Source organism: Anoxybacillus sp., assembly GCF_036834105.1.
Lineage (GTDB): Bacteria > Bacillota > Bacilli > Bacillales > Anoxybacillaceae > Anoxybacillus.
The window spans coordinates 1-12,999 of record NZ_DAITON010000062.1 but is presented as its reverse complement, the minus strand read 5'-3'; the positions used below and the strand labels follow the sequence as shown (position 1 = coordinate 12,999).

The 12,999-nt window shown below is 42.7% G+C and carries 17 protein-coding genes; 7 read left to right on the top strand and 10 right to left on the bottom strand.

The window, feature by feature from the left end; genetic code table 11:
* Window positions 1–70: 70 nt before the first annotated feature.
* Window positions 71–802, top strand: coding sequence for a DUF4397 domain-containing protein (locus tag V7Z64_RS07735; RefSeq protein WP_297992464.1), 732 nt, complete (start codon window positions 71–73; stop codon window positions 800–802).
* Window positions 803–827: 25 nt separating this feature from the next.
* Here the strand turns inward: V7Z64_RS07735 and V7Z64_RS07730 are convergent, their stop codons facing one another.
* The 7 genes from V7Z64_RS07730 to V7Z64_RS07700 are packed head-to-tail and all read right to left on the bottom strand — an operon-like array spanning window position 828 to window position 6,299.
* Complete coding sequence (locus V7Z64_RS07730) at window positions 828–1,325, bottom strand: NAD(P)-dependent oxidoreductase (protein ID WP_003398594.1); 498 nt, start codon at window positions 1,323–1,325, stop codon at window positions 828–830.
* 4 nt (window positions 1,326–1,329) lie between these two features.
* Window positions 1,330–2,037, bottom strand: a complete 708-nt coding sequence (locus V7Z64_RS07725) for a sirohydrochlorin chelatase (protein WP_297992459.1) — start codon at window positions 2,035–2,037, stop codon at window positions 1,330–1,332.
* Window positions 2,038–2,040: 3 nt separating this feature from the next.
* Entirely contained in the window at window positions 2,041–2,814 is a 774-nt protein-coding gene (gene cobA / locus V7Z64_RS07720; protein WP_003398596.1) for a uroporphyrinogen-III C-methyltransferase, read from the bottom strand.
* Window positions 2,815–2,823: 9 nt separating this feature from the next.
* Window positions 2,824–3,411 (bottom strand): adenylyl-sulfate kinase, encoded by a 588-nt coding sequence (gene cysC / locus V7Z64_RS07715; protein WP_297992458.1) that lies wholly within the window; start codon window positions 3,409–3,411, stop codon window positions 2,824–2,826.
* The gene (gene sat, locus V7Z64_RS07710) at window positions 3,411–4,487 is read right to left on the bottom strand and encodes a sulfate adenylyltransferase (protein WP_297992457.1); all 1,077 of its coding nucleotides are present in this window, start codon (window positions 4,485–4,487) and stop codon (window positions 3,411–3,413) included. Before sat ends, cysC begins: the two co-directional genes overlap by 1 nt.
* 44 nt (window positions 4,488–4,531) lie before the next feature.
* Window positions 4,532–5,578, bottom strand: a complete 1,047-nt coding sequence (locus tag V7Z64_RS07705; RefSeq protein WP_219985704.1) for an inorganic phosphate transporter — start codon at window positions 5,576–5,578, stop codon at window positions 4,532–4,534.
* A gap of 13 nt (window positions 5,579–5,591) precedes the next feature.
* Window positions 5,592–6,299 carry a phosphoadenylyl-sulfate reductase gene (locus tag V7Z64_RS07700; protein WP_297992454.1) on the bottom strand — a complete coding sequence of 236 codons (708 nt, stop codon included), beginning with the start codon at window positions 6,297–6,299 and terminating at the stop codon, window positions 5,592–5,594.
* Window positions 6,300–6,464: 165 nt separating this feature from the next.
* Here V7Z64_RS07700 and V7Z64_RS07695 point away from each other — a divergent pair, with 165 nt between their 5' ends.
* Window positions 6,465–7,439, top strand: coding sequence for an HD-GYP domain-containing protein (locus tag V7Z64_RS07695; protein ID WP_297992453.1), 975 nt, complete (start codon window positions 6,465–6,467; stop codon window positions 7,437–7,439).
* Here V7Z64_RS07695 and V7Z64_RS07690 read toward each other — a convergent pair.
* Window positions 7,434–7,652, bottom strand: a complete 219-nt coding sequence (locus V7Z64_RS07690) for a DUF1128 domain-containing protein (RefSeq protein WP_035045394.1) — start codon at window positions 7,650–7,652, stop codon at window positions 7,434–7,436. The two genes, V7Z64_RS07695 and V7Z64_RS07690, sit on opposite strands and share 6 nt — an antisense overlap.
* A 57-nt stretch (window positions 7,653–7,709) precedes the next feature.
* Here V7Z64_RS07690 and V7Z64_RS07685 point away from each other — a divergent pair, with 57 nt between their 5' ends.
* The 3 genes from V7Z64_RS07685 to V7Z64_RS07675 are packed head-to-tail and all read left to right on the top strand — an operon-like array spanning window position 7,710 to window position 9,311.
* A complete protein-coding gene (locus V7Z64_RS07685; protein WP_297992450.1) occupies window positions 7,710–8,180 on the top strand; it encodes a low molecular weight protein-tyrosine-phosphatase in 471 nt (156 codons plus the stop codon).
* Between the two features lie 14 nt (window positions 8,181–8,194).
* The gene (locus V7Z64_RS07680; protein ID WP_297992448.1) at window positions 8,195–8,458 is read left to right on the top strand and encodes a glycine/betaine ABC transporter substrate-binding protein; all 264 of its coding nucleotides are present in this window, start codon (window positions 8,195–8,197) and stop codon (window positions 8,456–8,458) included.
* A 19-nt stretch (window positions 8,459–8,477) separates the two neighbouring features.
* Window positions 8,478–9,311: a YihY/virulence factor BrkB family protein gene (locus V7Z64_RS07675; protein ID WP_297992446.1), complete on the top strand. Its 834-nt coding sequence runs from the start codon at window positions 8,478–8,480 to the stop codon at window positions 9,309–9,311.
* Between the two features lie 197 nt (window positions 9,312–9,508).
* Here the strand turns inward: V7Z64_RS07675 and V7Z64_RS07670 are convergent, their stop codons facing one another.
* Complete coding sequence (locus tag V7Z64_RS07670; RefSeq protein WP_198525524.1) at window positions 9,509–9,658, bottom strand: BH0509 family protein; 150 nt, start codon at window positions 9,656–9,658, stop codon at window positions 9,509–9,511.
* 62 nt (window positions 9,659–9,720) lie between these two features.
* A complete protein-coding gene (locus tag V7Z64_RS07665; RefSeq protein WP_297992443.1) occupies window positions 9,721–10,893 on the bottom strand; it encodes an MFS transporter in 1,173 nt (390 codons plus the stop codon).
* Window positions 10,894–11,032: 139 nt separating this feature from the next.
* Here V7Z64_RS07665 and cax point away from each other — a divergent pair, with 139 nt between their 5' ends.
* Complete coding sequence (gene cax, locus V7Z64_RS07660; protein WP_297992441.1) at window positions 11,033–12,082, top strand: calcium/proton exchanger; 1,050 nt, start codon at window positions 11,033–11,035, stop codon at window positions 12,080–12,082.
* A 125-nt stretch (window positions 12,083–12,207) separates the two neighbouring features.
* Window positions 12,208–12,960, top strand: coding sequence for a YfkD family protein (locus V7Z64_RS07655; protein WP_442885096.1), 753 nt, complete (start codon window positions 12,208–12,210; stop codon window positions 12,958–12,960).
* The last annotated feature ends 39 nt before the right edge of the window (window positions 12,961–12,999 follow it).

Here is a 12,999-nt window from a genome sequence, read left to right as displayed (position 1 = left end):
TATCGAACTGGAAATTCGATTTAAAAATCTTTCTAAACATACTATACGAGGAGGGACTGTTGTGAACGAAATGGATCGCTACATTCAAAAAGCGGTTATGTACGATTTATTCGCGCGTTACTATCAATATCGTGATCGAGATCAATATGAAAAGTATATGCGAAAACATATGGAGTATGTAGAAAAAATGGTGAAGGTGCGCGAGGAAGAGCGAGATGATGACGATGGGCGTGTCCGCGTATTTCATGCTTCACCTAACGCTCCAGCGGTCGATGTGTATATTAATGGGCAAAAGGTATTGCGCAATATGAAATATAAACAACTAAGCCAATATATGAAAGTGCCGAAAGGGGAACATCGCGTCGACATTTATCCAGCAGGACATACGACGTCCCCAGTTTTCAGCCAGACGGTGAACGTATTGCCGAAAATGGCCTATACGCTTGCCGTCATTGGTGATGTGCATCGCTTGCAGCTCCTTCCGATTATTGATGAACCTTATGCTCCATACGGTAAAGCAAAAGTTCGTTTTGCTCACTTTTCACCAGATGCCCCCGCGGTAGATATTGCATTGCGGAGCGGTGATCTTCTGTTTAGAAATGCTTCGTTTGGGAAAGTAACAGACTATATTGAAGCGCCCGTCAATGAAAAGCTGCACGTCGATGTGCGTGTAGCAGGGACAAATCAAGTTGTTTTATCTATTCCCAATGTACGCTTCCAACCAAATAAGTCTTATACGGTCGTTGCCGTCGGTTACGTATCCCGCACTCCTGCATTAGAAGTGCTAGTATTGGAAGCATAAGAAAAAAGAGCTTTGATCAACATGGTCAAGGCTCTTTTCGTTTTTGCCGTTGCTCATATAGCTCTTCGATGTAATGAGCAATCGATTCATCAAATATTTGTTCGAGCTGTGCTTTTATTTCCTTAGCAAGTATTGGACTGGCTCCGCCTGTCGTAATCGCAATTTTTAATTTCCCACGTGAAAAAAAAGCAGGAACATGGACGTTACCAACAAGATGATCGCTCGCGACGTTGACAAGCTGATTTGGTGCTGCATGTGTAGCGATCTGTTCATTGACATGTCGATCGTTCGTTGCGGCAATAATGAAAAATGCGTCAACATAGTCGGCCGGCTCAATGTGGCGGGCATGCCATATGATTTTTTTTTGCTCAGCTAAATGAACAATGGCATCGATAGCTGTTGGGCTAATGACGGTGATGCAAGCCCCTTCATCGAGAAGCGGAAGAAGACGACGATAAGCGATTTGGCCTCCCCCAGCAATGACGACTTTTTTTCCTGTCATTCGTACAAAAAGAGGAAACATACGTTCACATCCATTCGTTCACTTGTTTTGCGATGAGTCGGTCTAATACATCGTACGTCCGAACAGGTGGATATAACGTAAACGATACACGGCTCGTTTGATAAAATTGTAGTGTTTCTTGAATATAGTTAAGCAGCTGACCAAAAAATAAAATATATGGTACGACAGCTATTCGTTTATAGCGCGCTGCATGGGCAAGGGAGGCGACGACATCGGAAAACGAAGGGGAAGCAGCTGCTAAGTAACATGGATATACAGGAATATTTGTTTCGTTTTGTAATAGATAGGCGATTTGCTTAAAGTCTTCTTGTGCCTCATTGTCACTACTTCCGCGGCCAACAAGCATAATGGCGTCCGCTTCTTCAATCGTATCGCGTAGCGCACAAATCATATCGTGTTGTACACCGAATGGCTTTCCGTACGTGATCGTTACAGAAGGAAACATCTCTTTTGCTTTCTCTAGTTCAAACGGGATGTCACGCTTCGCATGGTTAGCGGACAATAATAAAAGCGGAATAGCGAAAATGGTCGTCGCCCCATCGCGAACACAGCGCTCTACACCTGTTATAATGTTCGGCTCACATAATTCTAAAAAGCATACGTGTTGAATCGGTACAGAAATGGAAGAAGAGAGGCGCTCGACGAAAGCAATCGCCTCTTTTTGTCCTTCTTTTGTTCGACTTCCGTGGCAAATGTATAGAACAGCTTTCATATGCTACCTCATTCCGTGCGCAATTTTTTCTTTCATCATCGTTTCAAACCATTGAAGTTGTTCGTGTAGCTTCACGACTTCTCCAACAATAATGATGCTTGGATTAGAAACCGGCTGTTTTTTCACAACATCGACAATCGTATGTAACGTGGCTACGATTGTTTGTTGTTCAGGAAGCGTTCCCCATTGGATAATCGCCACAGGCGTTTGTGGTCGCTTGCCATACAATTGCAACTGCTTGCAAATGAGAGGGAGATGTTTGACGCCCATATAAATAACGAGCGTATCGACTCCTTTAGATAAATGCTCCCATTGGATCGCATCTGTTGCATCGAGACGCCGATGACCTGTGACAAAGGCTACACTTCCGCTAAAGTCGCGATGTGTTACAGGAATGCCCGCGTATGCTGGAACAGCGATGCCCGATGTAATGCCTGGGACGATCTCAAACGGAATGTGGTGTTTCATAAGCGCTTGCGCTTCTTCACCACCGCGCCCGAATACGAATGGATCGCCGCCTTTTAATCTCGTCACGATTTTTCCTTTTTTCGCATGTTTCACTAAAAAGTGATTGATCGTTTCTTGTTTCATTGTATGGTAATTAGGTAACTTTCCGCAATAAATCAAATCCGCATCACGTTTTGCATACGACAGCAACTGTTCGTTAATGAGGCGGTCGTATAAAATGACGTCCGCTTGTTGAATACATTTTAATCCTTTTACTGTGATTAGCTCAGGATCACCAGGGCCGGCACCGACTAAATATACTTTTCCCATTTTTTCCTCCTAGATCCATCGCTTATGTTGTAAATAAGCAATGATTTGTTGTACGCACTGTTCAATGGAATGTTCATCCGTATCAACGATGAGTTCTGGAGAAATTGGCGGTTCATACGGTGAATCAATGCCGGTAAAGTCGCGAATTTCGCCACGTCTCGCTTTTTTATACAGCCCTTTTGGGTCGCGCTGTTCGCACGTTTCAAGCGGGCAGCGGACATAAATTTCAACAAACTCATCTTGTTCTAGTTTGTCGCGCACAAGTTGGCGATCTTGACGAAAAGGAGAAATAAAGGCAGTCAGCACAATTTGTCCGCTGTCTACGAACAATTTCGCAACTTCGCCAATGCGGCGAATGTTTTCAGTGCGATCTTCAGCAGAAAAGCCTAAATCGCTATTTAAACCGTGGCGTACGTTGTCTCCATCAAGCACATAGCAGTGAATGTTTTGTTCAAATAACGTTTTAGCGACTGCATTGGCTAATGTAGACTTACCTGATCCTGATAGCCCAGTAAACCAAAGAACGAAGCTATGATGGTTATTTTTTTTTCTTCGATCTTCTTTTGTTACACTCTCTTCATGCCAAACGATATTCATCATCGTCCACCTCCGACTGTTTGTAAGCCGTCCATGAGCACGCGCACAACTTCTGGGCGGCTAAATGTACTTGGCGGCATTTCACCAGCTCTTAACATTTCCCGTACTTTCGTCCCGGAAAGAACGACGTGGGCTGTTGTATCGTGCGGGCATGTTTTTGTTGACGCCATCGCTTCGCATTTTGTGCAATAAAAGCTATGCTCGAAAAAGAGCGGAGTAATGCCGAGTTCTTCATTTGTAAACTGTAAGAAAATTTTTTGTGCGTCATATGTGCCATAATAGTTGCCGACTCCTGCATGGTCGCGGCCGACAATAAAGTGTGTGCAGCCGAAATTTTTGCGCACAAGCGCATGGAAAATGGCTTCACGCGGACCAGCATAACGCATAGCAGCTGTAAACACCCCAAGAAAGACGCGGTCTTTTGGATAATAATGTTCAAGCAACACTTGATAACTTTTTAAGCGAATATCGGCTGGAATGTCATCATCTTTCGTTTCCCCGACGAGCGGATTTAAATAAAGACCATCCACGATTTCAAGGGCGCACTTTTGAATGTATTCATGCGCGCGATGAACGGGATTGCGCGTCTGAAATCCGACGACCGTTTTCCAGCCGAGCTCTGCGAACCGTTGTTTTGTTTCGCTTGGCGTGAAAAAGAATGGAGAAAAAATTCCTTTGTTTGTTTGTTGAACGAGCTTAGCTGATCCACCAATATATACGTCTGGTTTTTCAAATAGCTTTTTTACCCCTGGATGTGCGACATCGTCTGTTTGATAAACGAGTTGAGCTTCTTTTCTTTTATCTGGGCGGTATATATGTTGCACTTCCATTGTTCCGTATACCGTTTTCCCATAAACGAGTTGGACTTCGTCACCGAGCGCCAGCTGTTTCGCATCGTGTTCAGTTACCGCAAGCGTAATAGGAATGCTCCATACTGCCCCGTTTGCAAGCCGCATCGTTTCGACAACGGAATCGTAATCATCCTTTCCTAAAAAGCCTGTAAGCGGTTCGTATCCGCCGATGGCAAGTAATTCGAGATCACTTAATTCAGCTTTACTTAATGGAATTTGTTTCATCTTAGACGCCTCCTAAACTTATTATTCTTATAAAATAACTAGGATTAAATGCCGCCGCCATGCTCGTGAAATGAACGGCGCTCTTCTGTCATCGTCTTTTTTAAGCTCATTGTGCCAAGCGTAGCGAAACAAACGCTAACGATGGCGATGGCTGTATATATATCGCTATGAAGCAATAATTTAATTAAGCTGTATGAGACAGCTAGCGCGAAAATAGGGGAAACGACCCATACTTTCAGCACTTGAATAACAATTTGTTTTTGCCAAATCGAAAAGCCGCTTTTTGTTGTACCGATACCAATAATGGCTGATGTCGTAATTTGAGTGAGCGGGACGGGAAGACCGAACAAAGAAGATATAATGACAAGCGTTGCACCGATCCCGGAAATAATACACCCTTCTAATTGTGAGAAGGCGGTAATTTTTTTTCCATTTGTCTCTAATACGCGACTGCCGAAAAAAAGTGCACCGAGCGCAACGAACAGTCCGCCGAATATGATGCCGTGTTGCACCGATAACAAGCCTGCTCCAACGAGAGGGCCAACGGCGTTCGCGACATTGTTCATTCCGGCTGAAAACGCCTCAAAAAAACCAGCAATAACAAGCAAAAAGCCGATCCATTTGTTTTGTTGAAACGTTTTTCGTTTTAACCATTTGCCAATTAAAAAAGCGAGCGAAAAAGCTGCAAGCGGTGTAATGAGCCAAAACGAAACGATCCAAAGCAGTTTGCCGACATATAAACTTTGATAGGCGATTCCTGCTCCGACGACCGATCCTACGGTTACTTCGCTTGTTGATAGCGGGATGCCAAGAACGTTTGCGGCAAATAATGAAATCGTTGCTGCAGCTAAAACGATCACGACAAGTTCCGTTTGTAAAATGGATGAAGGAACAATACCAGAGCCGATCGTTTTTACTACTTCTCCTCCGCTTAAACTTCCGAGGAAAATCGCGATAGCGCATATGACTAAAGCGATACGCTTGTTAGATAACGCGCCTGATCCGTAAGCGGCTCCCATCGTTGCTGCCGCCCCGCTTCCTCCAATGTTCATCGCAAAGAAAAAGGCGATAATAAAAGCAGCTATAACCAATGCCTTCCCCCCTTTACGACTCGTGTAAGCCGCATTCTGTTTTCCCTAGCCCGGCCCATCGCCCAGAGCGTAAATCTTCCTCCGTATAAGCAGGTGCTGTACATGGCGCGCAACCGATGCTCGGATACCCGCGATCATGAAGCGGATTGTAGGCAAGATTGTGCCGATGAACGTAGCGCCATACATCTTTCCACGTCCAATGAATGAGCGGGCAAACTTTAATGCTTTTGAACTTTTTGTCGAGATTTATAAATTGGACGTGTTGCCGGGTAGGTGATTGTTCCCGCCTTAGTCCAGAAATCCATGCTTTTTTCCCTGCGATCGCTTGACGTAGTGGAATAATTTTTCTTAGCTCACAGCATGTGTTCGGATCTTTTTTCCAAAGCTCAGCCCCGAATTGTTGTTCTTGCTCTGCAAGCGATAAAGATGGGGACTGCAAATGAATGCGTAAGCGAGGATACGCTTGTTTCACACGTTCGATCGTTTCATACGTTTCAGCAAAATGTACATGCGTATCGAGAAACACAATTTCAGCATCGTTCCGCACTTGAGAAATAAGGTCAATTAAAACGATGCCCTCAATACCGAAGCTACATGCATATAAAAGATCATCACCGTAATGGTCGTATGCCCATGTCAATACATGTACAGCTCCTTTTTCCTCATTATCTATTGGAAAAGTAGGTTTTTGGACATCATCCCACGTTTCATACGTAATCATGCTTCATCACCCTCACTGTTTGATTGTTTTAAATTTTAACACAATTCAACCGAATGTCAATCCTAGTTTTTCTATAGGAATTTATTTTTAAAAAACAGCATGGCAAACGAAAAAAAACATGATTATACTGTTTGTATGGGAGATGTTGAAGGGAGTGGAGTATATTTGCGGCTTATTTTATTGGAAGAATATGATGAAAGAACGATGGAATTAGCACGTCCCATTTACGATCGTCGTCGTCGCGTGCTGTTGGCGGCAGGGAGAAAAATTCATCCAAAATATGTAGAACGTTTAAAACAGATGGATATTCGTTATGTGTTTGTTGAAGATGCCGCATCTGAAGGGATTACTTTGGAAGAGTTGCTCGATATGCCATCGTGGATTGACGCCATCGATGTTGTAGAGGAAGCATTTGACGCGGTGCGAAAGCGCGAAGAATTACCGCTCCGCTCGTTGTTTAAACTAGCAGTAAAGCTCGTCGATGAAGTGAAAAAAAGAAAAGTGTTAGCTGTTATTCCTGCAACATCCATTGCCATGGAGGTACAGCCGTATGCCCATGCGGTGAACGTTGCGTTATTGTCGTTGCAACTAGGAAAAAAAATGAATTGTAACGATTTGCAACTGCGCGATTTAGCGCTTGGCGCGTTGCTTCATGACGTTGGGAAAGCGCTAGAAGGAGAAGAACATCATACGGTCAAAGGATTTGAATATTTACGGAAAGAACGTGAACTAAGTTTGTTATGTGCGCATGTAGCATACCAACATCACGAACATGTGAATGGTTCAGGTACGCCGCGCGGGTTAACAGAAACAAGCATTCATTTGTACGCCCAAATTTGTGCCATCGCTGATGAATATGAAAACTTAATTTCAGTTGAATTTGTGCCACCGCATGAAGCTTTGGAAATTGTTATGGCACGAAGCGGCATTCGTTATAGCCAACAGCTTGTACGGCTATTCGTTGAGACGATTCCTGCATATTTGCCGGGGACGATGGTGAAAATGAGCGACGGAAGAAACGCCATCGTCACAAAAATTATCGAGCATATGCAACGTCCATACGTACGTTATATAGATACACATGAAGAAATTGCCCTTGCCGATCATCCGTCGCTATTGATCGTCGGGCAGGCGTTATAGCTTTTTGCGTAAGCTTCCAAGCTCTTCAACGATCGCTTGCATTTCGCTTGGACTAAACGATTGCTTTTTCATTACCATATCGTATATATCTTTTAATTCATCGTACAGTTGCTCGTCAAAATGGTGCGGTTTAATCGCATCAAAATTTAAAACCTTTAGTTTTTCTTTTATTTGTTCAATCATTTGTTCAACTGATAAACGCACAATCGTCATCCTTTCATGTATGATTTTGTTCATTGTATCATTGTTTGATATGTGAGGTGAAATGAAATGATTCGTGTATTATTCGTTTGTTTAGGAAACATTTGTCGTTCTCCGATGGCGGAAGCAATGTTTCGCCATCTTGTCAAACAGGAAGGGCTTGATCACATCATTTCTGTCGACTCGGCAGGAACGGGAAATTGGCATGTCGGTAAGCCTCCTCATCATGGGACGCAGCGCATTTTAACAGAAAAGAAAATAGACTTTACAGGGTTGAGAGCGCGTCAAGTTACGAAAGACGATTTCCATACATTTGATTATATCATCGGTATGGATAGCGAGAATATTGCTCATCTTCGCCGCTTAGTCGGCGAAGATTGTCGCGCTGTGATTGCTCGCTTTATGGATTTTGTACCTAATCGTCGTGTCGACGATGTTCCTGATCCGTACTTTACAGGAAATTTTGAAGAAGTGTACGAATTAGTAGAGGAAGGGTGTAAACATATATTAGAGCGAATCAAACGAGATCACTCGTTGTAAGAGGGGGAGAAGCAATGGGGAAGGAGAAATGGATTGTACTCGTCGGCGTTGCTTTGTTGTTGGGAAACAAAAAAGCGAGACAAGCGATCAAAAACACGTGTGTTGAGTGGATCGATCATGTAAAAGAAATAAAGGAAACCGTTCATGAAACGCGACAACATGTGGACGAAATGGTGAATGATTTGCAGTTTATTGTGAATAAACTAAGTGAAGTAAAAGAAACAACACCACAAGTAATGGAGTGGATAGAGGAGCTGATTCGTAAACGTTCCTCGTAGAAGCGAGGTGGGGTGGGAGATGATTGTTAGCTTTTCAGTTGTTCGTGAGCTAATGAAACGGTTTGAAGAGGATGAAATTTTTGATTTATCCGCTGAGTTGGCATATTTCTTTTTGCTGTCGCTATTTCCATTTTTACTGTTTTTGTTAACGTTTTTATCATATTTGCCGATTCCGCATGAAGATGTGATCGCCTTTTTCAGTCAATATGCGCCAAGTGAAACGGCGCATTTAATTGAGACAAACATTAAACAACTTATAGCATCGCAAAGTGGAAAGTGGTTATCTTTTAGCGTGCTTGCTACGGTGTGGGCTGCATCGAACGGCATGTCGGCCATTATTCGGGCATTAAATCGAGCATACGATGTGAAAGAAACGCGCTCTTTTCTCGTTGCTCGTGGAGTTTCGATTTTGCTTACTTTTGCGATGATTTTTGTCATTATTGTCGCGCTCGTCTTCCCTGTATTCGGGAAGATGATCGGCACGTTTCTTTTTTCTGCATTCGGACTGTCGCATGTGTTTTTACACATATGGGAAACGATCCGTTGGTTCGTTAGTTTCATCATTTTATTTTTTGTATTTTCTGTACTATACGTATTTGCGCCAAGCAAATACGTTCGGTTTCGTGACGTGTGGAGCGGGGCGCTATTGGCAACAGTCGGATGGATGGTCGTTTCACTCGCTTTTTCGTATTACGTCAATCAATTTGGCAACTATTCTGCCATGTATGGTAGTTTGGGTGGAATCATCGCGCTCATGGTTTGGTTTTACTTATCAGGGATGATGATTGTGTTAGGTGGGGAGTTAAACGCCATTTTTTGTTGTAAAAAAGAAGGAAAAATGCGTATACGGTAGTCATTCCCTCTCATAAAAAGGACGCTTAAAAGCGAAAATAGTGATGAAGGGGGATTGACGATGACGAAAAAGACGAAAAAAGACGGTGGGACAAAGCAAAAAGGAAAAAGCCGTCCGAAACATAAAACGAGCAGCAGTGCAAATGGACAAAACGGATATCATTAAAAAAAAAGAGGGATGTGCTTACGCATCCCTCTTTATTCTGCGATTTCTTCGTAATGGTAGTACGTTTGGTTGTAAATATGTTCGATTTCTGCATCTGTCATATAAACGAGCTGTTCTTGGTTAAAGCCCCGCAATTTTGTAATAAACTCAATCATATTTTTTCTTTCTTCTCTACTCATCATCATCGCTCTCCCCTCTGTTTTAAAACAGTTTGTTTTGTTTAATTGTATTATATAACAGAGGTTCAAAAAACGTCAACGTTTTTTTCGTGTTTTTTAGAAAAATATTTTGAAAATTTTATGAACGGGCGCTGGGCGAGTAGTAAAAGAAGTAAAAGAGAACTCATGCTGAAGAAAAATAATTCCTCTTGCTGTTGTAATACAGCGCCACCAATGGCAGGACCGCATATGCTCCCGACACTATATAACATACCACATAAAATGTTGCCGACAGGAAGAAGCGACGTTGGCAGCAAGTCCGCCATATATGCCATGCCAAGTGAAAAAAGCGAACCGACAAACATACCGGCAACGAAAAACGTCATTGTTAGTTGCACAGGAGAAGAAAACCATGTAGCGATAGCAAAACAAAGGGTACCTACAGCTAATGAAATAATAATCATCGTTTTTCGTGAAAAGCGATCGCTTAACGTTCCCAGCGGAAGTTGAAAAGCGATACCGCCAAGGGCAAACGCAGGAAGCATCATCGCAACTGTCTCAACGGTTAACTCGTTTCTTAGCGCATAAATCGGAAATATGCTATGAAGCGATGCCTCTAAAAAGCCGTAGCCGAACGGCAACAACAAAGCTGGCCATGCTTGCTTCCAAGCTTGAAAAAAGCGTGTCGCTCCAACTTTTTCTGCTTCTTCCGTTCGCGGATATGTATGTGGCAAGAAAAATAACAATATCCAGCCACATAAGCTAAGCAATGATGAAACAATGAACGGCAACGACCCATGTATGTGAACAAGCGGAACGAGAAGCGGTCCGATCATAAAGCCGACGCCAAACGACAAGCCGTATAACGAAATGTTGCGCCCTCGTCGGTCGGAGGGAGAAGCGTACGTGATCCACGTTTGAGAACCGAAATGAAGAATATGGTCGCCAATTCCAATGAGCAGTCGAAGCATAAACCAAAACAAAAGCGATGATGAAACTGAAAAAATCGCCAAAGAAACGATGACGATCGCTCCACCGAACATAATTAAACGTTTAAAGCCGTAGCGGCGAAGCGGACGCTCTAGAAACGGTGACACGACAAGAACGCCGATGTACATCGCTGTCGCATGTATACCGCTAAGCGATGAATGCACCCCACTTTGTTCAAAAATGATAGAGATGAGCGGCAACAATAGCCCTTGAGAGAGACCTGAAATCATGACGATGCTAACTAAAATGAAAAAATGACGTTGTTGCATAATGACCTCCTGTAATACGTTCACTATGTTCGATGTTAAAACGTTTCATGAAAAGAAGCAACGAAAAAGACGGATGAAAACGGGAGTGGATTTGTGTAAAATATGGTTGATATCCCATAAATGAAAAGGAGACGATTGGATGGAACGCATCTTTTTTTTATTAACGGTCATCGGTGTTCCACTTTCTGTTACGGGAAGCTTACTTCATTGGTCTGCAACCCCGATGTTTGTCGTTTATTGTGTCACAATTATTGCGCTCGCTAGTTATATGGGACGAGCGACAGAAAGTTTGGCAATCGTGGCAGGTCCTCGTATCGGTGGACTTTTGAATGCGACATTTGGCAATGCCGTAGAATTGATTATATCCATTTTTGCGTTGAAAGCTGGCTTAGTGAGTGTTGTGTTGGCATCGTTAACGGGTTCCGTGCTTGGCAACTTATTGCTTGTAGCGGGTTTATCGTTTTTTGTTGGTGGTTTGAAATATAAGCGGCAATCATTTAACGTATATGATGCGCGTCATAATTCAGGTTTACTAACATTTGCTATTTTAGTTGCTTTTGTCATTCCAGAAGTATTTTCGATGACGATGAATGAACAAAAAACGTTATCATTAAGTATCGGTATTTCAATAATTATGATCGCTCTTTATTTAGCTGCGTTATATTTTAAACTCGTTACTCATCGCGGTGTATATCAACATAAAGAAGATGTGGAAGAACATGAGGAGCCAGAATGGTCAAAAGGAAAAGCGATGCTCATTTTAGCCATTGCCACCGTCGCGGTTGCTTACGTATCCGAAAGTTTAGTTCATACGTTTGAAGTCGTCGCTCATTCATTTGGATGGAGTGAACTATTCATCGGGGTCATTATTGTTGCCATTGTCGGAAACGCTGCAGAGCATGCTTCCGCCATCATTATGGCATATAAAAATAAAATGAACGTTGCTGTTGAAATTGCGATCGGTTCGACGCTGCAAATTGCGATGTTTGTTGCACCTGTATTAGTGCTTGTGTCGCTTGCATTCCCGACGAAAATGGCCCTCATCTTTACGCTTCCAGAGCTTGTGGCGATGGTGACAGCTGTCTTATTAACGATCGTTCTTTCCAACGATGGAGATACGAACTGGTTTGAAGGGGCTACACTTCTTGCAGCTTATATGATTATGGGAATTGGATTTTATTTATTGTAATCCGTCAGTTATCGCTGGCGGATTTTTTTTATGGAGAGGATAAATTGCTCACTTTTGAAAAAAATAACGATGAACGACGGAAAAAGAAAGGAGTTTACACCATGAAAAGATGGTTTGCTTTAAGCATGATACTCATTTTCGCATGTATGCCAACGGTTAGTGAAGCAACTGTCAAACTTCCTTCATCGGTCATTGACATTTCAAAAGAAAATACGTATCCGAATCCGACACAAAATTTGCCGTATTTACAACCGAGCGAACTAGCGAAACAATTGCTTCAGTCGGCGAATGTAAACATTGAAAATCCGGAATTAATTCGTCTTTTAAATGAATCGTCGATTTCAAGTACGCCATTTGCGATCGGTTATGAGGCGACGATTTATTTAGGGCAATGGCCGTTGAATTACGAATCGACAGAAACATCAACGAACTGGGAGTATCAAAAAGTGAATACAAACTTTATTGACAATCGCGGTGGGAAAACAGCGGTCCGACTAACATATAGACAAGAGATGCAAAAGCAAGTGCGCGGGGGGCTAACAGCGAGCATCCCAAACGAAGAAGATGTGAAAAAAATGATGCTTTTAACAGCAATGAAAAAAACGAATTTGCCACTTTCTTTCAGCACATGGATTGGTATGGGGACGAAAAAAGAACAAGCATATAACGTTCCGCCGAAAAAGTTAGGATATTTATATGCTTACGCCCCTGCGGTAAACGAAAAGGGAAAAGTGACGTATGGCGAAGTATATATCGTCTTAAAAGGAAAGAAAAAAAGTATTGTCGTGAAAAACGTTACATCACAAGGTATCGGTGCTTGGATTCCTGTACAAGATCGTCTATCCTTTGCCTTTGTTGCGAGCGATGTGCCGAGATGATGAAAAAAAGCTTGTCGTATGTCCGACAAGCTTTTTCAT

What these genes read in the sequence shown, in the direction of transcription:
- V7Z64_RS07735 (WP_297992464.1), top strand. Translation starts at nt 71, where the DNA reads ATGGATCGCTACATTCAAAAAGCGGTTATGTACGATTTATTCGCGCGT.
- V7Z64_RS07730 (WP_003398594.1), bottom strand. Translation starts at nt 1,325, where the DNA reads ATGTTTCCTCTTTTTGTACGAATGACAGGAAAAAAAGTCGTCATTGCT.
- V7Z64_RS07725 (WP_297992459.1), bottom strand. Translation starts at nt 2,037, where the DNA reads ATGAAAGCTGTTCTATACATTTGCCACGGAAGTCGAACAAAAGAAGGA.
- cobA (WP_003398596.1), bottom strand. Translation starts at nt 2,814, where the DNA reads ATGGGAAAAGTATATTTAGTCGGTGCCGGCCCTGGTGATCCTGAGCTA.
- cysC (WP_297992458.1), bottom strand. Translation starts at nt 3,411, where the DNA reads ATGAATATCGTTTGGCATGAAGAGAGTGTAACAAAAGAAGATCGAAGA.
- sat (WP_297992457.1), bottom strand. Translation starts at nt 4,487, where the DNA reads ATGAAACAAATTCCATTAAGTAAAGCTGAATTAAGTGATCTCGAATTA.
- V7Z64_RS07700 (WP_297992454.1), bottom strand. Translation starts at nt 6,299, where the DNA reads ATGATTACGTATGAAACGTGGGATGATGTCCAAAAACCTACTTTTCCA.
- V7Z64_RS07690 (WP_035045394.1), bottom strand. Translation starts at nt 7,652, where the DNA reads ATGACGATTGTGCGTTTATCAGTTGAACAAATGATTGAACAAATAAAA.
- V7Z64_RS07685 (WP_297992450.1), top strand. Translation starts at nt 7,710, where the DNA reads ATGATTCGTGTATTATTCGTTTGTTTAGGAAACATTTGTCGTTCTCCG.
- V7Z64_RS07680 (WP_297992448.1), top strand. Translation starts at nt 8,195, where the DNA reads ATGGGGAAGGAGAAATGGATTGTACTCGTCGGCGTTGCTTTGTTGTTG.
- V7Z64_RS07675 (WP_297992446.1), top strand. Translation starts at nt 8,478, where the DNA reads ATGATTGTTAGCTTTTCAGTTGTTCGTGAGCTAATGAAACGGTTTGAA.
- V7Z64_RS07670 (WP_198525524.1), bottom strand. Translation starts at nt 9,658, where the DNA reads ATGATGAGTAGAGAAGAAAGAAAAAATATGATTGAGTTTATTACAAAA.
- V7Z64_RS07665 (WP_297992443.1), bottom strand. Translation starts at nt 10,893, where the DNA reads ATGCAACAACGTCATTTTTTCATTTTAGTTAGCATCGTCATGATTTCA.
- cax (WP_297992441.1), top strand. Translation starts at nt 11,033, where the DNA reads ATGGAACGCATCTTTTTTTTATTAACGGTCATCGGTGTTCCACTTTCT.
- V7Z64_RS07655 (WP_442885096.1), top strand. Translation starts at nt 12,208, where the DNA reads ATGATACTCATTTTCGCATGTATGCCAACGGTTAGTGAAGCAACTGTC.